The organism is Litchfieldia alkalitelluris, from assembly GCF_002019645.1.
In the GTDB taxonomy this organism is placed as follows: Bacteria; Bacillota; Bacilli; order Bacillales; family Bacillaceae_L; genus Litchfieldia; species Litchfieldia alkalitelluris.
Map to the genome: position 1 here is coordinate 2,248,968 of NZ_KV917374.1, position 26,257 is coordinate 2,275,224.

Genomic DNA, 26,257 nt, shown 5'->3' on the forward strand with positions numbered 1-26,257 from the left:
ATATAAATTATTAAATTCCTCTAGGAGGTAGTAAATAAGGATGGAGTACTTAAAAGTTAATGTTGAAGATCACATTGCAGTCATAAGTATTAATCGCCCTCCAGCTAATGCGTTATCATCTGAAGTTATGAAAGGGCTTTCTTTCATCCTCGATGATGTAGAGAATAATGAGAATGTTAGAGTACTTGTTCTTCATGGTGAAGGACGATTTTTTTCAGCAGGAGCAGACATCAAGGAGTTTACTTCCCTTAGAGATGAGAGTGACTATGCTGGTTTGGCTAAAGCCGGCCAGGAAGTCTTCGAGCGAATGGAGCAGTTCCCAAAGCCAATTATTGCGAGCATACATGGGGCGGCATTAGGCGGTGGTTTAGAGCTAGCAATGGGCTGTCATATTCGTATTGTTAGTGAGGATGCTAAACTTGGCTTACCAGAACTACAACTAGGAATCATTCCAGGGTTTGCAGGTACTGCAAGACTACCAAGGTATATAGGATTCGCAAGAGCTGCCGAAATGTTCTGGACAAGTGATTCAATCACTGGTTTAGAAGCGGTAAGTCTGGGTCTAGCAAATCATGCGTTTAAAGAAGAAAATCTATTAAACGAAACTCTTAAAATTGCTAGAAAAATAGCTTTAAAGAGTCCTATTACATTAGCTGCAACAATTGAACTACTAAATCTTTCAAAAAGAGAAAGCTTTCAAGATGTAGTAGATCGTGAAGCAGAATTATTTGCAAAGGTGTTTTCGACGGAAGATTCGGTGGAAGGAATTCAAGCATTTCTTCAGAAAAGGAAGCCGCATTTTAAAGGAAAATAACATACTTATATTCTTGAAAGATTTTAGTCTATTATGGGAGGGAAAATGATGAATATCTTTGTCTTATTAAAAAGAACTTTTGATACTGAGGAAAAAATCACAATATCAGGCGGGAAAATTAATGAAGATGGTGCGGAGTTTATTATCAATCCATATGATGAATACGCGGTCGAGGAAGCCATTCAAGTAAGAGATGCACATGGTGGAGAGGTAACTGTAGTAACAGTAGGTACAGAGGAATCTGAAAAAGAACTAAGAACGGCTTTAGCTATGGGTGCTGACAAAGCTGTGTTAATTAATGTTGAAGATGATGTAGAAGATGGAGACCAGTTCACAACTGCTACGATTCTTGCGGAATTTTTAAAAGACAAAGAAGCTGATTTAATTTTTGCTGGAAATGTTGCAATTGATGGGGGATCAGGTCAAGTAGGTCCACGCGTTGCTGAAAGTTTAGATATTCCATATGTAACAACCATTACAAAGCTAGAAATTTCAGGTCAAACGGCAACGGTAGTTCGTGATGTTGAGGGAGATTCAGAAACAATCGAAACGTCTCTACCACTTCTTGTTACATGTCAGCAAGGCTTAAATGATCCAAGATATCCATCATTGCCTGGTATTATGAAGGCGAAGAAAAAACCATTAGATGAAGTAGAAATTGATGATCTTGACTTAGATGAAGAAGATGTAGAAGCAAAGACAAAAACAATAGAAATTTATCTTCCTCCTAAGAAGGAAGCAGGTAGGGTATTAGAGGGTGACATTCCTGATCAAGTGGTGGAACTTGTATCATTATTACACCGTGAAGCAAAAGTGATATAAAAAAGTAAATTTTTTATCAGGGAGGTAAGGGATATGTCTAGAAAGGTCGTTGTACTTGCAGAGGTTCGTGATCATTCATTACGTAACATATCATTTGAAGTGATTGCAGCAGCAAAAACAGTTGCTGAAGGTGGAGAGGTAGTCGCAGTTTTACTTGGCGAAGAAGTAAGTTCACTTGCTGAGCAACTATTTCATTACGGAGCAGACCGTGTTAGAGTCGTTGAGAGCACTCAATTGAAAGCGTATACTCCTGATGGCTATTCACAAGGATTTTTAGCAGTACTTAATGAAGAAAATCCAGAAGGTGTAATCCTCGGTCATACAGCACTAGGAAAAGATCTGGCACCAAAGCTTGCTGCAAAACTACAATCAGGTTTAATATCTGATGTAACAAACATTGAGTCAGCTGGTGGGAATGTGGTCTTTACTCGTCCAATTTATTCTGGTAAAGCATTTGAAAAGAAAATTGTAACAGATGGTTTAATCTTTGCAACGATTCGTCCTAATAATATAGAACCACTTGAAGCCGATACAGCTCGTGCTGGTGAAGTAAGTTCAGTGTCTGTTGACATTAAGGATTTACGTACAATTGTGAAAGAGGTTGTTCGGAAAGCATCTGAAGGTGTTGATTTATCAGAAGCAAAGGTAGTCATCGCAGGAGGTCGTGGTGTTAAAAGTGAAGATGGCTTTGAACCATTAAAAGAGCTTGCAACTGTTTTAGGCGGAGCAGTGGGAGCATCTCGTGGTGCATGTGATGCTGACTATTGCGATTACTCACTGCAAATTGGGCAAACCGGTAAAGTGGTGACACCAGACCTTTATATTGCTTGCGGAATTTCAGGCGCGATCCAGCATTTAGCGGGTATGTCTAACTCAAAAGTAATTGTTGCTATCAATAAGGATCCAGAGGCTAACATCTTTAAGGTTGCTGATTATGGTATTGTTGGAGATTTATTCGAAGTTGTTCCATTATTAACAGAAGAGTTTAAAAAGCTTAAGGTTCATTCATAAGATTTGAGTAAAAGCGGGCTTAGGGGCTCGCTTTCATTTGTTTGGCAATCAATTTTTTTAGAAAAGGACATAAATCAGAAAATCTACGTGTAATGTGATCTTTGCTTAACATATCAAACCTTAAAAGCACCACATCATAAAAAGTAACAACACTTAAATTTATTACATATGACTACTAAGAATGGGGAAACATTACCTTTGAGCAAATAATTAGCACCTAAAAATGAATGGTGATATACTTTGGTTATAAATTTCAAGAGTAAATTCTAGGAGGAATAAATAATGGCTATTTCAAATGTTACAGATCAAACTTTTAATACAGAAACAAGTGAAGGTGTAGTTCTTGCAGACTTCTGGGCACCATGGTGCGGACCTTGTAAAATGATTGCACCAGTTCTTGAAGAATTAGATTCAGAAATGGGCGACAAAGTGAAAATCGTTAAGATCGACGTTGATGAAAACCAAGAAACTGCTGGGAAATTCGGCGTAATGAGTATCCCAACATTACTTGTTTTAAAAGATGGTGAAGTGGTTGACAAGGTTGTTGGTTTCCAACCTAAAGATGCACTTGCTGAATTATTAACTAAACACGTTTAATACATGTTCTCAAGTAGTGTGATCAAATTGATTCACACTACTTGTTTTTTGTAGTTTGTGATCACAAACTTCATCATAATTACTCCTTTTCTCATTCTCCGTAAGTTCACTAGATTCCCCTAGTCCTAAATATTTAGATAAGAAAATAAACTTAACATTTAAATGGTACCTGATACACTATTTAACAGAGGCCATTTTTTACTAAACATGTTACAATCTAGGGATAGTACTTGATGATGTTAGGAGAATATACTATGCATGATCACCTAAGGGAGAAGTTATCTTTATTACCAGCTCAACCTGGTTGTTATTTAATGAAAGACCGTCAAGGGACAATCATCTATGTTGGAAAAGCAAAGATCCTAAAAAACCGTGTGAAATCATATTTTACTGGTTCACATGATGGTAAAACGTTACGACTTGTTAATGAAATTGTAGACTTTGAATATATTGTTACCTCTTCAAATATAGAAGCATTAATCCTCGAACTGAATTTAATCAAAAAATATGACCCAAAATATAATATCATGTTAAAGGACGATAAAAGTTATCCTTTTATAAAGGTTACTGCTGAAAAGCAGCCTCGTCTAATCATCACTCGCAATGTGAAAAAAGATAAAGGAAAATACTTTGGTCCATACCCAAATGTGCAAGCAGCAAATGAAACAAAACGATTATTGGATAGAATTTATCCTTTAAGAAAATGTTCTACCTTACCAGATAAGGTTTGTTTATACTATCATATCGGACAATGTCTTGCCCCGTGTATACAGCCTGTTAGTGATGACACAAATAAAGAAATTGTAGATAATATCATCAAATTTCTAAATGGGGGCTATAAGGGCATTAAGATTGAGTTAACCGAGAAGATGATGAAGGCTTCTGAGGAACTAGATTTCGAACGGGCAAAAGAATATCGAGATCAAATTGCACATATCGAAACAACGATGGAAAAACAAAAGATGACCATGACCGACTTTATTGATCGTGATGTATTTGGATATTCATACGACAAGGGCTGGATGTGTGTTCAAGTCTTTTTTATTCGTCAAGGGAAATTAATCGAACGGGATGTATCACTTTTTCCTATCTATAATGAACCGGAAGAGGATTTCTTAACATTTTTAGGTCAGTTTTACACCGTAACAAATCACTTTAAACCAAAAGAAGTATTAGTCCCAGCTACAGTAGACAAAGAATTAGCTGAACAGCTTTTAGAAGTAACTGTTGCACAGCCTAGCCGTGGGAAGAAGAAAGATTTAATGGAGCTTGCAAGTAAGAATGCAAAAATTGCTCTTAAGGAGAAGTTTTCATTAATTGAGCGTGATGAAGAGCGAACCATTAAAGCAACAGAAAATTTAGGACAAACTCTAGGAATACCGACACCACATAGAATAGAAGCATTTGACAATTCGAATATTCAAGGTACTGATCCAGTATCGGCGATGATTGTTTTTGTTGATGGAAAACCTAGTAAAAATGATTACCGTAAATATAAAATTAAGACAGTAAAGGGACCTGATGATTATGACTCAATGAGAGAAGTTGTCAGACGTCGTTACAGTCGAGCACTAAAAGAACAACTTCCTCTCCCTGATTTAATTATCATTGATGGAGGGAAAGGCCATTTAGCAGCAGTTAAAGAGGTACTCGAAGATGAATTAGGATTGGATTTACCTGTAGCTGGATTAGCGAAGGATGAGAAGCACCGAACATCAGAGCTTCTGATTGGTGACCCACCTGAAATTACGAAGCTGGAACGAAATAGTCAAGAATTTTATTTACTTCAACGAATTCAAGATGAGGTGCATCGATTTGCGATTACCTTCCATCGTCAGATTCGAAGTAAATCCGCATTTCAGTCTGTTTTGGATGAGATACCTGGTGTAGGCGAGAAGAGAAAGAAAGCACTACTAAAATACTTTGGTTCAGTAAAAAAGCTAAAAGAAGCTACAGTTGATGAAATTCAAGCCGCAAAAATCCCTCGACATACGGCAGAACTCATTTTTGAGAAGCTAAAAGAATAGAACTTTCTTAATATCTTATTTATAACTAAAATTTAGTCTTGCGCATTTTGAGTGAACAGGGTATAATTTGATACAGTTTAATACACTTCATATTTTTTGAAGTGAAGATAGAGGTGCGGGCTTCAAAAGTAAGCAATAAGAGGAGAATGAGCTCCAATGATTATTGCCCAAAGGGGAGATCGCCGAAGTAAAGAAGGACTCACTGCTTTCTTTGCTGGTTCTGTGTTTAAGAGATGCAGAATTGTCAAGATATTATATCTTGGAGAGCTATCTCACGGTGTGAATCGGACTTTTTAACATTTTCGTAAATCACAGCAATGAGATAATTCTCATTGCTTTTTTTATTGGTCTTTTTCAGTGAGGAATATAGTTTTTCTAGATATGCACAAATAAGCATGGTAAAGGGTGGAGTTTAGTGGGAATTATTGTACAAAAATTTGGTGGAACATCGGTTGGCTCAGTTGAACGAATTCTTAATGTGGCGAATAGGGTTATTGCAGAGGTTGAAGCGGGTAATCAAGTTGTTGTAGTTGTTTCAGCGATGGGAAAGACAACAGATGAATTAGTTCGATTAGCTGGTGAGATTACAAGCAACCCTAGCAAAAGAGAGATGGATATGTTACTTACGACTGGGGAGCAAGTGACGATTTCACTTCTTTCACTTGCAATTGGGCAAAAAGGGTATGAAGCAGTTTCTTATACTGGCTGGCAAGCAGGTATCCAAACGGAAGCTGTACATAGCAATGCTCGAATCACAAACATTGACACAACTAAAGTAAAACAACGTCTTGAAGAAGGGAAAATTGTCGTTGTTGCAGGATTCCAAGGTGCTACAGTTGACGGAGAAATAACTACTTTAGGTCGTGGTGGGTCAGACACAACAGCGGTGGCTTTAGCGGCAGCATTAAAGGCGGACAAATGTGATATTTATACAGACGTAACTGGAGTTTTTACAACAGATCCACGCTACTTAAAATCAGCTAGAAAGCTACACTCTGTTTCATATGACGAAATGCTTGAGTTAGCGAATCTTGGAGCAGGAGTTCTTCACCCAAGAGCAGTAGAGTTTGCTAAAAATTATTCAATGCCTTTAGAGGTACGTTCAAGTATGGAAGCTGAACATGGAACGATTATTGAGGAGGAAGTATCAATGGAAAAGAATTTAGTAGTTAGAGGAATTGCGTTTGAGGATCAAGTAACAAGAGTCACAGTTTGTGGGCTTCCTAATGGACTTCACACACTTTCAACAATTTTCACTACATTAGCGGGTAATGGACTTAATGTAGATATTATAATTCAAAGTACAACAAACGTAGATACAACAAATATCTCATTCTCAGTAAAAACAGCAGACTTAGATGAGACAGTTCGTGTACTGGAAGAAAATCGAGAAGCTCTAAATTTTGAAAACATTGAACATGAGGATGGATTAGCTAAAGTTTCAATCGTCGGGTCTGGGATGATCTCTAATCCTGGAGTTGCTGCTGAAATGTTCCAAGTCCTTGCTAATAATGAAATTCAAGTGAAGATGGTTAGTACATCTGAAATAAAAGTATCAACAGTTGTTGAACAAGCGAGTATGGTAAAAGCTGTTGAGGCATTACATGATGCCTTTGAATTATCAGTGGAAGAAAAGCAAGAGGTAAAAGCATAATTTCTTTGAAGGTATTGTAAAAAAGAAGAAGGATGACTATAAATTAACATCTGTCTTATAAAGAATTAGAGACAGGTTAAACTAAAGTAGTCATCCTAAGAAGTAAGTATAGAGTTATTTTATTCTTTATCCCATTTAACCGTAAAAATGACTTGATTTACTCTTTTTTTATGTTGTTCATATGCTTCGGTTAATTGATTTTTATGCTGCTGTATTTGTTGAGCAAGAAATCCTGCTTCAAGCTGAAATGAGTGCTCTTCATTTTTCTTCATTCGCGAAGTGACCATCTGATTTGTTAAATGGAATTCGTACTCATTTTTTTTCAGTGTATGGATGGTTAGTTCCCCCCAGCCAGCGCGTTTAAAGAAAGATATGATATCATCTATAGAATCAAGGGGATATTTTCTTGCAAGGTTTTTACCAGCCCAATAAAGGAGCTGTGATGCATTTTTACCCAATAAATCCGATAGTACCTCTTCTCGTATTAGTTCATATCCAAATGCAGGTACACTTAGATTGGAGTGCTCTAAATTAGATTGATTTGATAATACTTGTTTCAACTCTCATTCCCCTCTTTCCTTTTATATTATATATCAACTAAAGGTTAGTAACACATGAATTTCACTTTATTTTTTAAGTTACCTTTGAAAACTTTGTTCCTTTTGCAAGGTCTTTAAATTCACTGTGAACTATGGTAAATATGGGAACTTTTCTTCCTAGAACTGAAACCGAAATTTTGCAAATAGTTTGTTTTGCTTTAAACTAGGATGATTAGAAGCATCATTCAGAATAGAGACTTTAGGGGTTAAAGCGATTTATTAAAGTGGGGAAGAAACTGGGATTTTTAAAAATTTTAAATTTTATTGAACAATTTGTGTACGCGTTTTCTTGACGGTCAAACCGTATGAGAGTAAAATGAACTTGTTAAGTTATACTGATAAAGAATTCCGGTAAATTATGATAATATAGTCTATAGAAGTATATATATATTATAGTGTGGTATTTCATTAGACTACCAAAATGATTTGCAAAGGTTTTCATTTTTGTCAGTCAAGCCTATGAAACTATCATTGGGGAAAATTGGTACTGTGTTAATTATCTAGGGGGGTAAAAGATGGCAGGAAATCGTGAGTTTTTTTATCGCAGACTTCATTCGTTATTAGGAGTAATTCCGGTTGGGATCTTCTTAATTCAGCATTTAGTTGTAAATCATTTTGCAACTAAAAGTCCAGAGGCGTTTAATAGTGCTGCTCATTTTATGGAAAGTCTTCCATTTCGCTACGTATTAGAAGCATTTATTATTTTTATTCCGATTTTGTTTCATGCAATTTATGGACTATATATTGCTTTCACAGCGAGAAATAATGTGGGTAGATACGGATATTTCCGTAACTGGATGTTCTATTTACAACGCGCAACAGGTGTAATTACGCTGATTTTCGTTGTGTGGCATGTATGGGAAACAAGAATTGCAGCAGCATTTGGTGCTGAGGTAAACTATGATATGATGGCAAATATTCTAGCATCACCATTCATGTTAGTGTTCTATTTGGTGGGTGTTATTTCTACAACGTTCCACTTTGCTAATGGATTGTGGTCGTTTGCTGTAAGTTGGGGAATTACTGTTTCTCCACGTTCTCAACAGATTTCAACATTTGTAACACTTGGTATTTTCGTAGTTTTAACAATTATTGGTGTACGATCAATTTTCGCTTTCGTCGGTTAATTTCTAGTAGAATGATATGTTTAATATGAAATAGTATAAGTTGTGAGAGTGGGAGACCACTTTTTAGAGTTTCACTTTATAGGGGAGTGACTTACCATGAGTAAAGGAAGAATTATTGTTGTCGGTGGTGGACTAGCCGGCTTAATGGCAACGATTAAAGCTGCAGAAGCGGGTGTTCAAGTCGATTTATTTTCACTAGTACCAGTAAAACGATCTCACTCGGTTTGTGCACAGGGTGGAATCAACGGTGCAGTAAATACAAAGGGTGAAGGTGACTCTCCGTGGGAGCACTTTGATGATACAGTATATGGTGGAGATTTCCTTGCAAATCAGCCACCAGTTAAGGCTATGTGTGATGCAGCGCCTGGAATCATTCACTTATTAGACCGTATGGGTGTTATGTTCAATCGTACACCAGAAGGTTTACTTGATTTTAGACGTTTTGGTGGTACGCAGCATCACCGTACAGCATTTGCTGGTGCAACAACAGGTCAGCAATTACTATACGCTTTGGATGAGCAAGTTCGTCGCCATGAGGTTGCAGGGCTTGTAACGAAATACGAGGGATGGGAGTTCCTTGGCGCTGTTGTTGATGATGAAGGTGTTTGTCGTGGGATTACAGGACAAGATCTATCAACAATGGAAATTAAAACATTTCCTGCAGATGCAGTAATCATGGCCACTGGTGGTCCTGGAATCATCTTTGGTAAATCCACGAACTCTGTTATTAATACAGGTTCTGCTGCATCAATTGTTTACCAACAAGGTGCATATTATGCAAATGGAGAATTTATTCAAATCCATCCAACAGCGATTCCAGGAGATGATAAGCTACGCTTAATGAGTGAATCAGCTCGTGGTGAGGGTGGGCGTGTTTGGACATATAAAGATGGTAAGCCATGGTATTTCTTAGAAGAAAAATATCCAGCTTACGGAAATCTAGTTCCACGTGACATCGCAACACGTGAGATTTTTGATGTGTGTGTTGAGCAGAAGCTTGGAATCAATGGAGAAAACATGGTTTTCTTAGATCTTTCACATAAAGATCCTAAGGAGCTTGATATTAAACTTGGTGGAATCATTGAAATTTACGAAAAGTTCATGGGTGATGATCCACGTAAAGTTCCGATGAAAATTTTCCCAGCAGTTCACTATTCAATGGGTGGATTATGGGTTGATTATGACCAAATGACAAATATACCAGGACTTTTTGCAGCTGGTGAGTGTGACTATTCACAACATGGTGCAAACAGACTTGGTGCGAACTCATTACTTTCAGCAATTTACGGTGGAATGGTTGCAGGACCTAACGCTGTTAAATATATTAATGGCCTTGCTAAGAGTACAGATTCAATTTCTTCTTCTGTATTTGACCGTCATGTGCAAGAAGAACAAGATAAATGGAATTCAATGATGTCATTAGATGGCACAGAGAATGCATATGTTCTTCATAAAGAGCTTGGAGAAATCATGACTGACAATGTAACAGTTGTTCGTCACAATGACAAGCTTAAGCAAACAGATCAGAAGATTGAAGAATTACTAGAACGCTTTGGTAATATCAATATCAATGATACGGCTAAATGGAGTAACCAAGGTGCTGTATTTACAAGACAATTAAAGAATATGCTTCACCTTTCACGCGTTGTGACAATCGGTGCATTGAACCGTAATGAAAGTCGTGGTGCTCACTACAAACCAGAATTCCCTGAGCGTAATGATGAAGATTTCCTAAAAACTACGATGGCTAAGTTCACTGGTGAGACAACAGCGCCAGCATTCCATTATGAAGAGGTTGACACATCACTGATCCAGCCACGTAAACGTGACTACTCTAAGAAGAAAGGGGAAAATTAAACAATGGCTGAACAAAAAGTAGTTAAATTTAAAATTACTCGTCAAGACAGTCCAGAGTCGGCCCCTTATGTATTAGAATTTGAGGTGCCATACCGTGCAAATATGAATGTTATATCTGCTTTAATGGAGTTCCGCAGAAATCCAGTTGATATTCATGGGAATAAGGTTGCCCCTGTATCTTGGGATAGTAACTGTCTAGAAGAAGTATGCGGTGCCTGTTCGATGGTGATTAATGGTAAGCCTCGTCAATCCTGTACAGCACTAATTGATCAGCTTGAACAACCAATTACTCTTGAGCCGATGAAAACTTTTCCTGTTGTACGTGACCTTCAAGTCGACAGAAGAAGGATGTTTGATTCATTAAAGAAAGTTAAAGCATGGATTCCAATTGATGGAACATACGATTTGGGTCCTGGACCACGTATGCCTGAGACAAAACGTCAATGGGCATATGAACTTTCAAAATGTATGACATGTGGTGTTTGTCTAGAAGCATGTCCAAATGTTAACAGCAAGTCTGATTTCATCGGACCTGCACCATTATCACAAGTTCGCTTATTTAATGCTCATCCAACAGGGGCAATGAATAAAGCGGAACGTTTAGATGCAATTATGGATGAAGGTGGACTTACGAATTGTGGTAACTCACAAAACTGTGTCCAATCCTGTCCAAAGGGCATCCCATTAACAACATCTATTGCTGCATTAAACCGTGACACTACGATTCAATCATTTAGAAACTTCTTCGGAAGTGATCAAGCTTAATAATTCATAGTCTGAATTCATGTTAATGTGGATTCAGGCTTTTTTTATTTCGCCTAAAAAAATCAAAAAAGAGGTTAAATGATCCTTAATAACGTATATTTAATATAAATACGCTTACAAATTAGTATTGAAACCTAAACAGTGTTTTTAAGGAGGTACCATATGGATACATATATTTTGTCTCTAGATCAAGGGACTACTAGCTCTAGAGCAATTTTATTTAATAAACAAGGTCAGATTGTCCACTCGGCTCAAAAAGAATTTACGCAGATTTTCCCGAAACCTGGTTGGGTCGAGCATAATGCCAATGAAATTTGGGGGTCTATATTGGCTGTGATTGCCGCGGTTCTTCATGAGGCTGATGTCAAACCCAAGGAAATAGCTGCAATCGGGATTACAAATCAGCGTGAAACGGCCGTTGTTTGGGATAAACAAACAGGGCAGCCTGTTTATCATGCTATTGTTTGGCAATCAAGACAAACTAAAGACATATGTGATGACTTAAAAGGTCAGGGGTTAAATGATATTTTTCGTGCAAAAACCGGTCTTTTAATCGATGCATATTTCTCTGGTACGAAAATAAAATGGATATTAGACCATGTAGAAGGTGCAAGAGAAAAAGCAGAAAATGGGGATTTATTGTTTGGAACGATTGATACATGGCTAATTTGGAAACTTTCAGGTGGTAAAGCTCATGTAACGGATTACTCAAATGCTTCAAGGACTCTCCTTTTTAATATACATGACTTAGACTGGGACGATGATCTTCTAAAATTTTTAACAGTTCCTAGATCAATGTTGCCAGAAGTTAAGCCTTCATCAAGCATCTATGCGACGACTGCAGAGCATCATTTTTTTGGTCATGGTGTGCCGATTGCAGGTGTAGCTGGAGATCAACAAGCTGCAATGTTTGGGCAAACTTGCTTTGAGCCAGGAATGGCAAAAAATACCTATGGAACAGGTTGTTTCATGTTAATGAATACAGGGGAAAAAGCTGTAGAATCAAAACATGGTTTATTAACAACGATTGCTTGGGGATTAGATGGAAAGGTTGAATATGCCCTTGAAGGTAGTATCTTTGTAGCTGGTTCAGCCATTCAGTGGCTGAGAGACGGGTTGCGATTATTTAGGAATGCGAGTGATAGTGAGATATATGCAGCAAGTGTGGAATCAACGGAGGGTGTATATGTTGTTCCTGCCTTTGTTGGACTTGGAACACCATATTGGGATAGTGATGTAAGAGGTGCGGTATTTGGTTTAACGCGTGGAACAGAAAAAGAACATTTTGTTCGTGCAACATTAGAATCATTGGCCTATCAAACAAAGGATGTTCTTACAGCGATGGAAGCTGACTCTGGGATAACTTTAAAAGCATTAAGGGTCGATGGGGGAGCTGTAAAAAATAACTTTTTAATGGGCTTCCAAAGTGATATCTTAAATGTGCCTGTTGAACGCCCATCAGTAGATGAAACAACAGCACTTGGAGCTGCATATTTAGCTGGTCTAGCTGTTGGCTTTTGGAAGGACAAAGACGAGATTTCTTTACAGCGTAATATTGATCAAACCTTTACACCAACAATGAATGATTCAACGAGAGAAAATCTGTATGATGGCTGGAAAAAGGCTGTTCATGCGGCAATGGCTTTTAAATAGTGAATAACAGACTATGTAAAAGGAACAAAGCTTATGGATAACATCCTAAATAAAAGGTTAGGAAGACAGGACCACATCGCATTTAATTAATGTTTTGTGGTCTCTTTCATTTGGCGTGATTGTTTTTATTCAGCTTACTAGGCTTAAGGGAGATGATTATGTGAATAGCTTCTCAGGAAAGCAAAGAGAATCGGTCTTACAAGCTTCTGAACATGAAAGATATGATGTCATTATTATTGGTGGGGGAATAACTGGTGCTGGCATTGCTCTAGATGCTACAACACGTGGTCTTAAGACAGCGTTATTTGAAATGCAAGACTTTGCGGCAGGAACATCAAGTCGGTCTACAAAACTGATTCATGGGGGTCTTCGCTATCTCAAACAGTTTGAAATAAAACTGGTTGCGGATGTAGGGAAAGAACGAGCGATTGTATATGAAAACGGTCCGCATGTAACCACCCCAGAATGGATGCTATTACCCATTTATAAGGGAGGAACCTTTGGGAAATTTTCCACCTCGATTGGACTCAGACTTTATGATTTTTTAGCAGGGGTGAAACGATATGAACGTAGAAAAATGCTTAATCGTAAAGAAACGTTAAATAAAGCACCACTTTTAAAAAAAGAAGGCTTATTGGGTGGGGGCTATTATGTTGAATACCGAACAGATGACGCTAGGTTAACAATTGAAGTAGTTAAAAAGGCAGTTGAGCAAGGTGCTCAGGCAGTGAATTACACCAAGGTTGAGTCATTACTTTATGAAGATGAGAAGGTTAGCGGGGTGGTTGTGAAGGACCTTGTAACTGGAAAAGAATATAAAGTGCTTGCCAAAAGAGTAATTAATGCTACAGGGCCCTGGGTAGACCAAATTAGAGAAATCGATGGTTCTAAAGAAAACAAGACCTTGAAATTAACGAAAGGTGTTCATATTGTTATTGATCAGAAAAAATTCCCATTAAAACAAGCGATTTATTATGATACAAAAGATGGACGAATGGTATTTGCAATTCCAAGAGAGGGAAAAACGTATGTTGGAACAACCGATACATTTTATCAAGACGACTTAGCTTCTCCTACAGTTACAAAGGAAGATTGTGATTATTTGATAACAACTATTCATGATATGTTCCCGAAGGTAAAGCTTACATTAGTGGATATAGAATCGAGCTGGGCAGGACTACGCCCACTTATTCATGAAGATGGCAAAAACCCTTCTGAAATTTCTAGGAAAGATGAGATTTGGCAGTCAAAATCAGGGTTAATCACAATTGCTGGAGGCAAGTTAACTGGCTTTCGAAAAATGGCTGAGCAGGTTGTTGATACAATGATTGAGTCTTTAGATAAGGAACAAGATATGCCACTTGGCACATGTAAAACAAAAAACCTTCCAATTTCTGGTGGGGATGTGGGAGGATCAAAGGATTATAAACAATTTCTTGCTAAAAAAACAAGACAACTACTAAAGTATGATCTTGATAAAATGACCGCAGATAAATTGGTGCGCTTATATGGATCTAATATCGATAGAATAATTGACTATATGAAAGAAGACGATAGCAACGCACCAAAAACGGATTTACCTCTATATGTTCAAGCTATGCTATTGTATTCACTCGAACATGAAATGACTTTGAATCCACTGGACTTTTTTGTTAGACGAACGGGGTCACTTTATTTTGATATCAATTGGGTCCTAACATTCAAAAAACAAGTTACTAGCTATATAGCTTCGTATTATAGGTGGTCTAATCAAACGAAAAGCTGCTATGAAAACAGTTTGGATCAAGTGCTAGGGGAATCTAGGATCGCACCCCTTGATCGAACAATTATAAAAATACGTTAGTAATGGGAAAGGGGGGCTATTTGCTCCCCTTTTTAAATTTTCTCCTATAAACCGTAACACTTTAAGTAATATTAAATATGATAAAAACACAGGGATAAATAAATCTTATGTGACCGAGGGATTTGTACTGTACTTGGAGGTAAAGCGACACAGAAAAAATTCGAGAAAGCGTTTGTTTTCAGTCACAGTAGTAGCCGTTGCTACATACTATAAGTTGACTATATATAATACCCATCCAGTAGTTCAGCTCGGACCTTAGCAAGGAGGGTTACAATACTTGAAGGAGAAAGAATTTCAACCAAAACCATTACTAACAAAAAGAGAAAGAGAAGTGTTTGAATTACTAGTCCAAGACAAGACAACAAAAGAAATCGCAAGTGATTTATTCATAAGCGAAAAAACAGTTCGAAATCACATATCGAATGCTATGCAGAAGCTGGGAGTTAAGGGGCGTTCTCAGGCAGTTGTAGAGCTCCTTCGTATGGGAGAACTTGAACTTTAAGCTAAAAGCCGGCAACCTTATTATAAGGATTGCCGGTTGCTTATTCATAGATTAAAACAGAAGAGATATTATTTAAAATCTATTGTCAAAAAGGGTAGAGGCACTCTTAATCTAGTAATTTTTTGTTTGTATCTTCAGAGTTATGTTTACTTTCAAGATGATCATAAGATTCTATAGAGAAAACAAAACTTGCATTTTTGTAGAAAAAAGTAGAGAATATAAGAAACAGATGATACTAAAAACTAATATCTTATTTTGAAACGTCAACCGCTATTACTCCTGTTTGAAAACTGGCGTTAGCCGAAATTATTTTATTATCGTGTTTTTTCACACGGGGAGGTTTGTGCAGCTTAAGTACACACTTATTTAAGTTGTAGATCCGCTTGGTGTTTCAAGCATCATAAAAAATATGTTAATAGGTTTTAACGTCATTTATGATGATTTATTATTACTAGGAGTGATTGCTATGTCTACAAAAGAAGAAACAGTAGTTAATGATCAACAAGTTGTTGCAGATATCGAGAAATCATTACGCTATATTGCAGCCATAATCAAACAAAAGGGTCGCGAGATATTAAGTAATTATACTATTACTACACCACAATTTATTGCACTTCAATGGTTACTAGAAGATGGCGATATGACTATTGGTGAGTTATCAAATAAAATGTTTTTAGCTTGTAGTACAACGACTGATTTAGTGGATCGAATGGAGAAAAGTAATCTCGTGATGAGAGTAAAAGATCCAAACGATCGCCGAGTAGTAAGAATTCATCTACTCGAAGAAGGCGAACGTATTATTGAAGAGGTAATTAAGAAGAGGCAGAATTACCTGTCCGATGTGCTTTCTGATTTTAGTGCTGAAGATACACAAGTGTTTGAAAAGTATTTATCCAAACTACATCGAGAAATGAAAGAAGATTGAGGGGAAAGCTGCTTGGATAGACCAATCGGGGTAATTGACTCAGGTGTTGGCGGTTTAACTGTTGCAAAAGAAATTATGAGGCAGTTGCCGAACGAAGAAATTATATACTTAGGTGATACATTAAGATGTCCATATGGTCCTAGACCAAAAGATGAGGTTCGTCAATTCACATGGGAATTGACGAACTATTTATTGTCTTATGATATTAAAATGCTGGTTATTGCCTGTAATACAGCAACAGCATTTGTACTAGAAGAAATCCAAAAGGAACTAAGCATACCTGTAATAGGTGTTATTAATCCAGGTGCAAGAACTGCCTTAAAGGTAACAAAAAATCGCCATGTTGGTGTTATTGGAACAATAGGAACCATTCAAAGTGGTGCTTATGAAGATGCATTAAAAGCGATCAATCGGAATATTAAAGTTGAAAGCCTAGCATGTCCTGCATTTGTACCGCTTGTTGAAAGTGGCCAATACGAAGGTGAAAGATCAGCTGCTGTGGTGGCCGAATCACTTGTTGGGTTAAAAGATAAAAAGCTAGATACATTAATATTGGGATGTACCCATTATCCATTGTTGCGACAAACGATTCAGGATTATCTAGGTCCAAAGATCAACCTTATTTGTTCTGGTGATGAAACAGCGAGAGAGGTTAGTACGATTCTTTCCTATAGTGGATTGTTAAATTCGACCGATGGAACAAGGGAGCATTTATTTCTAACAACAGGGGAAAAAGAAATCTTCCAAAAAATTGCTAGTAGTTGGTTTGAACAACCGATTATTAACATTAGGTCTGTATCGTTATAACAATCTACCCTACAAATAACTTAGGTTAGCGAGTTCCATTCACTTCGATCCACTGGCTTTCCGCGGGGCGGTTCGTGAGCCTCCTCGTCGCAGGCTCCTGTGGGGTCTCACGCTGACCGCATATCCCGCAGGAGTCGAGTGGCTCTTCGCTCATTCCACACATGGTGAGCAAACATTTTCATTCTCCATGGTACGAATATTTAATTAGCATGGAAGTCTACCCTGCGAATATAAACAAAAAGCCACTATTATTCTTTTACTTGAGAATAATAGTGGCTTTTTTATTGGATATTTTCTTAAACTTTATTGGTTTTAGACTGTCAAAAAACACTATGAAAAAGGTGGAGTGGCATCTTTTCTTCTAAGTTTCAGACCCTTTTATGTATAATAGCCGATATTTGATCATTAACAATGATCGAAAAGAAAAATTTTTCGGAAAAGAGCCTTTTTATTAAAATTAAAAGTTTAAGTGGTCTAAAAATGAAATAAGCTCGTATACATATTAGTACAAACTATCCGAGGAGGGAAAAAGTATGCGAGTTAAAACAAAATACACAGTTGCTGCAACAGTTCTAGCGTCATCTGTTTTACTATCTGGTTGTGGATTATTTGGTGGAGATCAAGGGATGGAGGAAATTGATCCTCCACAAAGTGAAACATATACAGACGAAGTTGAAACAGTAGATCAAGAAGGAACAGATACAGGTGCTGAAACGGAGAATGAAGCAGTAACAGAAACAATCTCCCGTGAGCTGTACTTAATTGATGAAAATGGATATGTTGTTTCACAATCTGTTAATCTTCCAAAAACTGATGGTGTAGCAAAACAAGTATTAGAATATTTAGTAGAAGGCGGTCCAGTTAGTGAAATTCTTCCTAATGGATTTAGAGCTGCAATTCCACAAGATACGCAAGTATCTGTAAAGATGGAAGGTACTACACTTATTGCGGATTTTTCAAAGGAATTCACCGAGTACAGTGCTGAAGATGAAATGAAGATTTTACAATCAATCACATGGACGGCAACACAATTTGAGAACATTGAAGATGTTGAAATACGTGTAAATGGATATAAGCTAGAAGAAATGCCTGTTAACGGCACACCTATTACAGAAACTCTAAGCAGAGCTGATGGCATCAACTTAGATAACTCTGAAGTTGTTGATATCACTAATACAAAACCAATTACAGTGTACTTTATTGCTGAAAATGACGGGAACGAATACTATGTCCCAGTAACGAAGAGAATTGAAAAATCAGAATCAGATCAAGTAGTTGCAGCTGTAACAGAATTAATCAATGGACCAGGACTTTCTTCAAATCTTTTAACGGATATTCATGGTGAAGTTGAATTACTAGACTCTTCTTATGCAGATGGTAAAGTAACATTAGACTTCAATGAAGCAATCTTTGGTAGCCTTGACCAAAAGATGATTTCAAGCCATGTATTAAACACACTTGTCCTTTCACTAACAGAACAACCAGGTGTTGAAAGTGTATCAATCACAGTTGAAGGCGAAGAAGGCATTGTAAATGAAGAAGGTACTTCCGTATCAGAACCTGTTACACGCCCTGAAAGTGTCAATACTGGTAGTTTTTAATAAATATTTTATTTGATAACTAATTGTTAGGAATGAGAGGTAGGCTATAAACAGCCCACCTCTTTTCTTTATGTTAAAATGTTTGTGGAGAATAGATCGTGGTAGGTGAATTAATTGCATTTATTTTCAGGGTAGACATTCATGCTAATTAAGTATTTCGCACCATGGTGTATGAAAAATTATACTTAGCTTAGTGTCTAGCTCCAGCCGCTATCGGCTCGGGGTCATAAGTTAATCCATCTAGAAGGTTAAAGAGCAACCTTCCAGCCGGCTTGCCTTATGCCTGTCGCCGATGAACGAGCGCCTTCCGCATTTCTTTTTTCAGGGTAGACATTCATGCTAATTAAGTATTTCGCACCATGGTGTATGAAAAAATGTTTCCTCCTCAGTGTGGAATGAGCGGAGAGCCACTTGACTCCTGCGGGATTCAGTGGTCTCGTGAGACCCCGCAGGAGCTGAGCCCCTGGCGACGAGGAGGCTCACGGACCACCCCGCGGAAAGCAGTGGGTCGCAGCTCATGGAACTCCACAACCAAAGTTATTTTCAGGTAAGACTTTCATGCTAATTTAATTCGTACCATGGAGAATGCAAATGTTTTGTTCACTCAGTGTGGAGGTAGAGCAACTAGACAACTACTGATCTTTCGGTCTCGAATATCTTTCATTCCCTTTCATAGGCTTTGTGCATGAGAAAGGGAATCAAACAACGCTTTTCATTCCCTTTGGATAGCTTTTGGCATGAGAAAAGGAATGAAACAATGCTTTTCATTCCCTTTGGATAGCTTTTGGCATGAGAAAAGGAATGAAACAACGCTTTTTATTCCCTTTGTAGGGCTTTGGGCATGAGAAAGGGAATGAAACAACACTTTTCATTCCCTTTGTTGAGCTTTGTGCATGAGAAAGGGAATGAAACAACGCTTTTCATTCCCTTTGTAGGGCTTTGGGCATTAGTTTCAGGGTAGACATCTATGCTAATTAAAATTAGCACCATGGGTATGAAAAATAATACTTAGCTTAGTGTCTAGCTTCAGGCGCTATCGGCTCGGGTCATAAGTCAATCCGGCAAGAATGTTAAAAAGCAACCTTCTAGCCGGCTCGTCTTATGCCTGTCGCCGATGAACGAGCGCCTTCCGCATTTCTTTTTTCAGGGTAGACATCCATGCTAAATAAGTATTTCGCACCATGGAGTATGAAAAAATGTTTCCTCCTCAGTGTGGAATGAGCGGAGAGCCACTTGACTCCTGCGGGATCCAGTGGTCTCGTGAGACCCCGCAGAAGCCCGCCCCTGGCGACGAGGAGGCTCACGGACCACCCCGCGGAAAGCAAGTGGATCGCAGCTCATGGAACTCTACATCATTAGGTATTTTCAGGGTAGACATTCATGCTAACTACGATTTGCAACCACGGAAAATGAGACTATATCCTACCCTTGGTACTGGAAAGCTAAATAGTAAACAAGCCATTAAATTAATTATCATATAGGAGGTTAAATCATGCGTGTAGACGGCCGTCAAACAGACGAACTTAGACCCACCCATTTCGAGCTAAACTATTTAAAACACCCAGAAGGCTCCGTACTTGTTACTGTAGGTGATACAAAAGTAATATGTAATGCAAGTATCGAAGAACGCATTCCCCCATTTCTACGAGGAAAAGGAAAAGGATGGATAAATGCAGAATACTCGATGTTACCAAGAGCCACAGAACAAAGGACAATACGTGAATCAAGTAAAGGGAAGGTTACAGGCCGTACGATGGAAATTCAGCGTCTCATTGGACGAGCTTTAAGATCAATCGTTGACCTTGAACAGTTGGGTGAACGGACGATATGGATTGATTGTGATGTCATTCAAGCAGATGGTGGGACAAGGACAGCTTCAATTACAGGAGCCTTTGTAGCGCTCGTACTAGCTTGTGGAAAGCTTTATAATGATAAAAAGGTATCAACCTTCCCAATTACAAATTTTTTAGCAGCAACCTCAGTTGGGATTGACGAAGAGCATGGCGAACTATTAGATTTAAATTACATAGAAGATTCTAGCGCAAGAGTAGATATGAATATCATTATGACTGGTTCAGGTGAGTTCGTAGAGCTCCAAGGGACAGGTGAAGAAGCAACCTTCTCACGAACTCAGTTAGACCAACTACTTAAACTTGGGGAAAAAGGTGTGCGAGAGCTTATTTCTAAGCAGGTGGAAGCATTAGGTGAGTTGTCAAACCTAATTGGTTCAGAAAAAAGGTGAAAATCATGAAAGATTTAATTATTGCAACGAAAAATAAAGGAAAAGTTAGAGACTTTAAAGAACTTTTTTCCTCAAAGGGTTTTACGGTAAAGTCGCTATTAGATTTTCCTGAACTAGCGGATGTTGATGAAACAGGAAAAACTTTTATTGAAAATGCCGCTTTAAAAGCGGAACAGATCTCAAAGGAATTGGACTGTATTGTCATTGCTGATGACTCAGGCTTATCAATTGATGCGCTCAATGGTGATCCAGGTGTCTATTCAGCTCGTTATGCAGGTGAGCATAAAAGTGATGCTGACAATATAAAAAAAGTTCTGAAGCAGCTTGAAGGTGTGCCTGAAGATAAAAGAAATGCACGTTTCCACTGTGCCCTAGCTTTGACCATTCCAGAAGGAGAAACTCATATTGTTGAAGGTACTTGCGAAGGAATGATTGCTTTTGAACAGAAGGGTGAACATGGTTTTGGCTATGATCCGATTTTTTATATTCCTGAGCTTAATAAAACAATGGCGCAGCTTACCAGTGAAGAAAAAAACAAAATTAGCCATCGCGCTAATGCATTAAAAAAGCTTGAAGACAAGATTAAAGAAATTTTTAAATAAAGAGGTATTGAAGGATGAAAGCACTAATCGTAAGTGATAGTCATGGACTTACAAATGAATTAATTATGATTAAAGAACGCCACAAAGGAACAGTGGATACAATGATTCATTGTGGAGATTCAGAACTAAATTATCAATCAGAAGAGTTAGAGGGTTTTACAAAAGTAAGAGGAAATTGTGATTTTGATCAACATTTTCCTAAAGAGGTCGTTGAAAATTTAGACGATAAGAAACTGTTTGTAACACATGGCCATCTCTATAATTGTAAAATGACTTTACTAAATCTTAAATACCGCGCCGAGGAATTATCAGCAAACATTGTTTGTTTTGGTCATTCACATGTTGCCGGTACGGAGGTTATTGATCATATTTTATTTATCAATCCAGGAAGTATTCGACTGCCACGAATGAGGAAAGAACGTACTTATGCTATATTAGAAATTGATGATAATAACATCACAGTAACTTTTTATGATTTAAATGGTGAAAAAGTTGATTTATTAACGACGGAATATACGTTATAATCTTAAAAGGGAGTGAACCCACACTTCCTTTTAAATGTTTTTTACTTTTTTTTTTATAAACTGTTGACATTAAGATCCTATGTCGATATAATAAAAAAGTCGTTAATGACGTAATACAAAAATGTCCCAGTAGCTCAGCCGGATAGAGCATACGCCTTCTAAGCGTACGGTCGGGAGTTCGAATCTCTCCTGGGACGCCATACTACATAATTTATCCCTTTTTCTCGACTGGAGAAAAAGGGTTTTTTTGTAATCAAATTCTATCTACTGCTTCCTTGTCCCAATTGAATTCTATCCCTCTTTTTTAAAAAATTCCCTTGAAAAATCTAAGCTAAAATAAGATTCTAAAAAACATTAAAAAATTGTTAAAAAAATTTTAATAGTAAGAAATCCTAACAACACAACGTTGTAAGCGGATACAAAATGTACCACTAGTCTAAATTATCTAATAATTTAAAAAATGGTGTTGACTCTTAGTGAAAATGAGCGTAATATAAGGCTCAAATAAGATAAAGCAAAGAAAAATTGGTAATCCAATAGAATGAAAAGTACCAATAAGATCCACCGCTTTTTGAGTAACATCAGCTGGATGTTGCTATAGGTTAAGGATTTTCTTTTGCACACCTTTATAATTCAATAGTTTAAAGCGTCATTAAGGCGAAGGGGAAAAAGGAGTGTCTATAGTGAGTGATCAGTGGATCTACTTAGGTGACCAATTTGTAAAAAAAGAAGATGCCAAAATATCTGTCTATGACCACGGTTTTTTATATGGCGATGGGGTATTTGAAGGCATACGAGTATATGATGGGAATGTCTTCCGAATGGAAGATCATATGGTCCGATTGTATAACTCAGCAAAATCAATCCTTTTAACAATTCCTTATTCTAAGGAGGAGTTAACGGAAATTATTTGTGAAACAGTTGCCAAAAACAATTATCGAGATGCATACATTCGAGTAGTTATCTCTAGAGGTGTTGGTGACTTAGGATTAGATCCTTATAATTGCAAAAAAGCAAATGTGGTCATTATTGTAGAACCACTTGCTATCTTCCCGAAACATTTATACGAGACAGGACTTGAAATCGTGACAGTTGCATCAAGAAGAAACCGTCCAGATGTACTAAGTCCTCAAGTGAAATCACTGAATTATTTGAATAACGTATTAGTTCGAATTGAAGCACGATTAGCCAATGTGAGTGAAGCATTAATGCTAAATGATCAAGGTTATGTAGCTGAAGGTTCAGCTGATAATGTATTTATATTAAAAGGTGGAAAGCTTCTCACACCACCTGCTTATGTTGGAGCGCTTGAAGGGATCACCAGAAATGCGATTATGGAGATTGCGAGAGAGCTAGGATATGAAGTATTAGAAGAGCCATTCACAAGACATGATGTGTATACTGCTGATGAAGTATTCTTAACTGGAACTGCTGCAGAGGTAATTGCGGTTGTAAAGGTAGATGGAAGAGTCATTGGAGAAGGTGTACCTGGTGAACATACAAATGCACTGCTTAACGTCTTTAGGGAAAAAGTAGTTCAAGATGGTGTCAAAGTTTACGAACTTCAAAACAATGCCAATGCAGTATAAAATAATCAAAAACGTAGAAGAGGATAAGTAGTCTTTCGATTTTGGTAACAACAGAGAGCCGGGTTGCTGGAAGCCGGTGTTACCTCCGATTGATGAACTCACCTCTGAGTGTCAGTTTGAACATCTCAAGTAGAACTGACCGGGTGTTACGGTAATCTCACCCGTTATCAAAACGAACAACAATGGTTGTTTAAAAGGTAGCTATAGTGATATAGCTATGAACAAGGGTGGTACCGTGAAAAGTGGCTACAAGGTCTTTTCACCCCTTTGACTTAAGGAGTCCTTAAGTCTTATGGGTGAGAAGACTATTTTTTTGTTGAAAATTTGAAAAACACGCTAAATACCTACAAAGATATAACTTAGGTAAAGCTCTAACGAAAGTGTTTTAACTGGAAAAAATAAACAATGGAAGGGAAGTTAGGGGAAATGGTATTGAAAGCAAAAGTGGAAGGAAAGAATGAAGCTTCAACTACAAAAATGAGCGGAGCCGAAATGCTCCTAGAATCACTAAAGAGAGAAAACGTTGAAGTCATCTTTGGCTATCCAGGAGGAGCTGTCCTACCAATTTATGACAAGATTTATGATGCAGGAATCTTTCATGTTTTAACTCGACACGAACAAGGAGGAATTCACGCTGCGGAAGGATATGCAAGAATTTCAGGGAAACCTGGAGTAGTTATTGCAACTTCTGGACCTGGGGCAACAAATATTGTAACTGGTTTAACCGATGCAATGATTGATTCCCTTCCACTTGTCGTATTTACAGGTCAGGTCGCATCTTCAGTCATTGGTACCGATGCTTTTCAAGAAGCTGATGTTATGGGAATAACAATGCCAATAACAAAACATAGCTACCAAGTGAGAGATGTTAGTGAAATCCCTAATATTATAAAAGAAGCATTTTACATTGCCACAACAGGGCGTCCTGGGCCAGTTTTAATAGATATTCCTAAAGATATGGCGATCATCGAGGGCGAATTTGATTATAGTAAGGAAATTAATCTTCCAGGCTATCAGCCAACCGTGATGCCTAATCATCTGCAAATTCGAAAGCTTGTTGAAGCTGTAAGTCAAGCGAAAAAGCCAGTCATCTTAGCTGGTGCAGGTGTATTACACGGCAAAGCTGCTGAGGAGTTAAAGGAATATGCTGAGCAACAACAGCTTCCAGTTATTCATACTTTACTTGGTTTAGGTGGCTTCCCGGCAGATCATCCTTTATTTTTAGGAATGGCTGGAATGCATGGAACATATACAGCCAACATGGCGATTTATGAAAGTGATTTATTAATCAGTATCGGAGCACGATTTGATGACCGAGTAACTGGGAACCTTGCACATTTTGCTCCAAACGCAACAATCGCACATATTGACATTGATCCAGCCGAAATTGGTAAGGTTGTTACAACGAAAATACCAGTTGTTGGTGATGCAAAGGAAGTTCTTAGTCAATTAATCCATCAGGATGGAAAACGTGGAGACAATCAAGAATGGTTAGATCAATTAGCCTCTAGAAAAGAGGAGTTCCCGCTTTGCTATCATGGCTCAACAGAGGCTTTAAAACCTCAGAAATTAATTGAACTAGTTTATGAGTACACCGATGGTGAAGCGATTGTCACAACTGATGTTGGTCAACATCAAATGTGGACTGCGCAATACTATAAATTCAAAAAGCCGAACCACTGGGTAACATCAGGTGGACTTGGAACAATGGGCTTCGGGCTACCAGCAAGTATAGGTGCTCAGCTTGCAGATCGTAGCGCAACAGTTGTATCAATAGTCGGTGATGGTGGATTCCAAATGACCTCACAAGAATTATCGGTTATTCATGAATTAAATCTACCAATCAAGATTATGATTGTGAACAATCAGTCGCTCGGAATGGTAAGGCAGTGGCAAGAGATATTCTATCAAGGCCGCTACTCTCATTCGATTCTGTCAAATCAACCAGATTTCGTTAAACTAGCCGACGCCTATGGAATCAAAGGGATGAAAGCGACAACTGAGGAAGAAGCAAAGCAAGTGTTAAAAGAAGCAATTGAGTTTGATGGCCCGGTATTAATGGATTTCAGAGTTGTGCCTGATGAAAATGTATATCCAATGGTCGCTCCAGGCAAAGGGCTTCATGAAATGGTAGGTGTAAAACTATGAAACGAATCATTACATTAACCGTGAATAATCGTGCTGGTGTATTAAACCGAATCACAGGATTGTTTACAAAACGTCATTACAATATCGAAAGTATCACCGTAGGTCATACAGAGGTTGAAGGAATATCTAGAATGACGTTTGTTATTCATACAGAAGAAGATGCTGTAGTTGAGCAAATCACCAAGCAACTAAATAAACAAATTGATGTTTTAAAAGTGATGGATATTACAGATCAAGCAATTGTTGCTAGAGAGTTAGCATTAATAAAGGTAGTATCCACACCTTCTAATAGAAATGAAATATATAGCTTAATTGAACCTTTTCGCGCAACCATTATCGATGTTAGTAAGGATAGCGTAGTTGTTCAAGTTACTGGAGAATCTGAAAAGGTAGAGGCATTAATTGATTTGTTGAGATCTTACGGAATAAAAGAGATTGCTAGAACAGGAACGACGGCATTCACTCGAGGAACTCAAAAACATTCTTCAAACATGAAACCATATTCAATTGTTTAAAGAGCATTCTTTCATTAGGAAGCTTTTAAAATA

General features: G+C 37.8%; 21 protein-coding genes, 1 tRNA gene, 1 pseudogene, 1 riboswitch and 1 other annotated feature. Of the genes and pseudogenes, 22 read left to right on the plus strand and 1 reads right to left on the minus strand.

The annotated features are described in order from the left end of the window. Positions 1 to 40: 40 nt before the first annotated feature. The 6 genes from BK579_RS10255 (at position 41) to BK579_RS10280 (ending at position 6,925) form a co-directional block, all read left to right on the plus strand. The gene (locus tag BK579_RS10255; protein ID WP_078545223.1) at positions 41 to 814 is read left to right on the plus strand and encodes an enoyl-CoA hydratase; all 774 of its coding nucleotides are present in this window, start codon (positions 41 to 43) and stop codon (positions 812 to 814) included. Between the two features lie 48 nt (positions 815 to 862). After that, positions 863 to 1,636: an electron transfer flavoprotein subunit beta/FixA family protein gene (locus BK579_RS10260; RefSeq protein WP_078545225.1), complete on the plus strand. Its 774-nt coding sequence runs from the start codon at positions 863 to 865 to the stop codon at positions 1,634 to 1,636. A 33-nt stretch (positions 1,637 to 1,669) separates the two neighbouring features. Continuing rightward, positions 1,670 to 2,647, plus strand: a complete 978-nt coding sequence (locus BK579_RS10265; protein ID WP_078545227.1) for an electron transfer flavoprotein subunit alpha/FixB family protein — start codon at positions 1,670 to 1,672, stop codon at positions 2,645 to 2,647. Between the two features lie 282 nt (positions 2,648 to 2,929). Beyond that, positions 2,930 to 3,244: a thioredoxin gene (gene trxA, locus BK579_RS10270; RefSeq protein ID WP_078545229.1), complete on the plus strand. Its 315-nt coding sequence runs from the start codon at positions 2,930 to 2,932 to the stop codon at positions 3,242 to 3,244. Positions 3,245 to 3,498: 254 nt separating this feature from the next. After that, positions 3,499 to 5,271 carry an excinuclease ABC subunit UvrC gene (gene uvrC, locus BK579_RS10275; protein ID WP_078545231.1) on the plus strand — a complete coding sequence of 591 codons (1,773 nt, stop codon included), beginning with the start codon at positions 3,499 to 3,501 and terminating at the stop codon, positions 5,269 to 5,271. Between the two features lie 100 nt (positions 5,272 to 5,371). Then, a riboswitch (Lysine riboswitch) is annotated at positions 5,372 to 5,549 on the plus strand. Positions 5,550 to 5,686: 137 nt separating this feature from the next. Then, entirely contained in the window at positions 5,687 to 6,925 is a 1,239-nt protein-coding gene (locus BK579_RS10280) for an aspartate kinase (RefSeq protein ID WP_078545233.1), read from the plus strand. 119 nt (positions 6,926 to 7,044) lie between these two features. Here BK579_RS10280 and BK579_RS10285 read toward each other — a convergent pair whose 3' ends face one another. Next, positions 7,045 to 7,485: a YslB family protein gene (locus BK579_RS10285; RefSeq protein ID WP_078545235.1), complete on the minus strand. Its 441-nt coding sequence runs from the start codon at positions 7,483 to 7,485 to the stop codon at positions 7,045 to 7,047. A gap of 554 nt (positions 7,486 to 8,039) precedes the next feature. Here BK579_RS10285 and BK579_RS10290 point away from each other — a divergent pair. The 16 genes and pseudogenes from BK579_RS10290 (at position 8,040) to ilvN (ending at position 26,224) form a co-directional block, all read left to right on the plus strand. Continuing rightward, positions 8,040 to 8,651: a succinate dehydrogenase cytochrome b558 subunit gene (locus tag BK579_RS10290; RefSeq protein ID WP_078545237.1), complete on the plus strand. Its 612-nt coding sequence runs from the start codon at positions 8,040 to 8,042 to the stop codon at positions 8,649 to 8,651. 96 nt (positions 8,652 to 8,747) lie between these two features. After that, entirely contained in the window at positions 8,748 to 10,508 is a 1,761-nt protein-coding gene (gene sdhA, locus BK579_RS10295) for a succinate dehydrogenase flavoprotein subunit (RefSeq protein ID WP_078545239.1), read from the plus strand. Between the two features lie 3 nt (positions 10,509 to 10,511). Continuing rightward, positions 10,512 to 11,273 carry a succinate dehydrogenase iron-sulfur subunit gene (gene sdhB, locus BK579_RS10300; protein WP_078545241.1) on the plus strand — a complete coding sequence of 254 codons (762 nt, stop codon included), beginning with the start codon at positions 10,512 to 10,514 and terminating at the stop codon, positions 11,271 to 11,273. Between the two features lie 162 nt (positions 11,274 to 11,435). Beyond that, entirely contained in the window at positions 11,436 to 12,926 is a 1,491-nt protein-coding gene (gene glpK / locus BK579_RS10305; protein ID WP_078545243.1) for a glycerol kinase GlpK, read from the plus strand. A gap of 220 nt (positions 12,927 to 13,146) precedes the next feature. Then, a pseudogene (locus tag BK579_RS10310) lies at positions 13,147 to 14,635 on the plus strand (glycerol-3-phosphate dehydrogenase/oxidase); the annotation flags it as partial. A gap of 411 nt (positions 14,636 to 15,046) precedes the next feature. Next, positions 15,047 to 15,271, plus strand: a complete 225-nt coding sequence (gene gerE / locus BK579_RS10315; protein WP_078545247.1) for a spore germination transcription factor GerE — start codon at positions 15,047 to 15,049, stop codon at positions 15,269 to 15,271. Positions 15,272 to 15,737: 466 nt separating this feature from the next. Continuing rightward, entirely contained in the window at positions 15,738 to 16,196 is a 459-nt protein-coding gene (locus BK579_RS10320; protein ID WP_078545249.1) for a MarR family winged helix-turn-helix transcriptional regulator, read from the plus strand. A gap of 12 nt (positions 16,197 to 16,208) precedes the next feature. Continuing rightward, on the plus strand, positions 16,209 to 17,003 hold the full coding sequence (gene racE / locus BK579_RS10325) for a glutamate racemase (RefSeq protein WP_078545251.1): 795 nt from the start codon (positions 16,209 to 16,211) through the stop codon (positions 17,001 to 17,003). A gap of 533 nt (positions 17,004 to 17,536) precedes the next feature. Next, positions 17,537 to 18,604 carry a GerMN domain-containing protein gene (locus tag BK579_RS10330; RefSeq protein WP_078545252.1) on the plus strand — a complete coding sequence of 356 codons (1,068 nt, stop codon included), beginning with the start codon at positions 17,537 to 17,539 and terminating at the stop codon, positions 18,602 to 18,604. A 1,492-nt stretch (positions 18,605 to 20,096) separates the two neighbouring features. Beyond that, positions 20,097 to 20,846 (plus strand): ribonuclease PH, encoded by a 750-nt coding sequence (rph, locus tag BK579_RS10340; RefSeq protein WP_078545255.1) that lies wholly within the window; start codon positions 20,097 to 20,099, stop codon positions 20,844 to 20,846. Positions 20,847 to 20,851: 5 nt separating this feature from the next. After that, positions 20,852 to 21,448 (plus strand): XTP/dITP diphosphatase, encoded by a 597-nt coding sequence (locus tag BK579_RS10345; protein ID WP_078545257.1) that lies wholly within the window; start codon positions 20,852 to 20,854, stop codon positions 21,446 to 21,448. A gap of 14 nt (positions 21,449 to 21,462) precedes the next feature. Beyond that, positions 21,463 to 21,972, plus strand: coding sequence for a metallophosphoesterase family protein (locus BK579_RS10350; RefSeq protein ID WP_078545259.1), 510 nt, complete (start codon positions 21,463 to 21,465; stop codon positions 21,970 to 21,972). Positions 21,973 to 22,095: 123 nt separating this feature from the next. Further along, positions 22,096 to 22,172, plus strand: a tRNA-Arg gene (locus BK579_RS10355). Positions 22,173 to 22,655: 483 nt separating this feature from the next. Continuing rightward, positions 22,656 to 23,561 carry a branched-chain-amino-acid transaminase gene (gene ilvE, locus BK579_RS10360; RefSeq protein WP_078545261.1) on the plus strand — a complete coding sequence of 302 codons (906 nt, stop codon included), beginning with the start codon at positions 22,656 to 22,658 and terminating at the stop codon, positions 23,559 to 23,561. A gap of 5 nt (positions 23,562 to 23,566) precedes the next feature. Continuing rightward, positions 23,567 to 23,831: a binding site (T-box leader), on the plus strand. A gap of 156 nt (positions 23,832 to 23,987) precedes the next feature. Further along, positions 23,988 to 25,709, plus strand: coding sequence for an acetolactate synthase large subunit (gene ilvB / locus BK579_RS10365; RefSeq protein WP_078550516.1), 1,722 nt, complete (start codon positions 23,988 to 23,990; stop codon positions 25,707 to 25,709). Beyond that, positions 25,706 to 26,224 carry an acetolactate synthase small subunit gene (ilvN, locus tag BK579_RS10370; protein WP_078545263.1) on the plus strand — a complete coding sequence of 173 codons (519 nt, stop codon included), beginning with the start codon at positions 25,706 to 25,708 and terminating at the stop codon, positions 26,222 to 26,224. The genes ilvB and ilvN overlap by 4 nt, the downstream gene beginning before the upstream one ends. Positions 26,225 to 26,257: the final 33 nt, after the last annotated feature.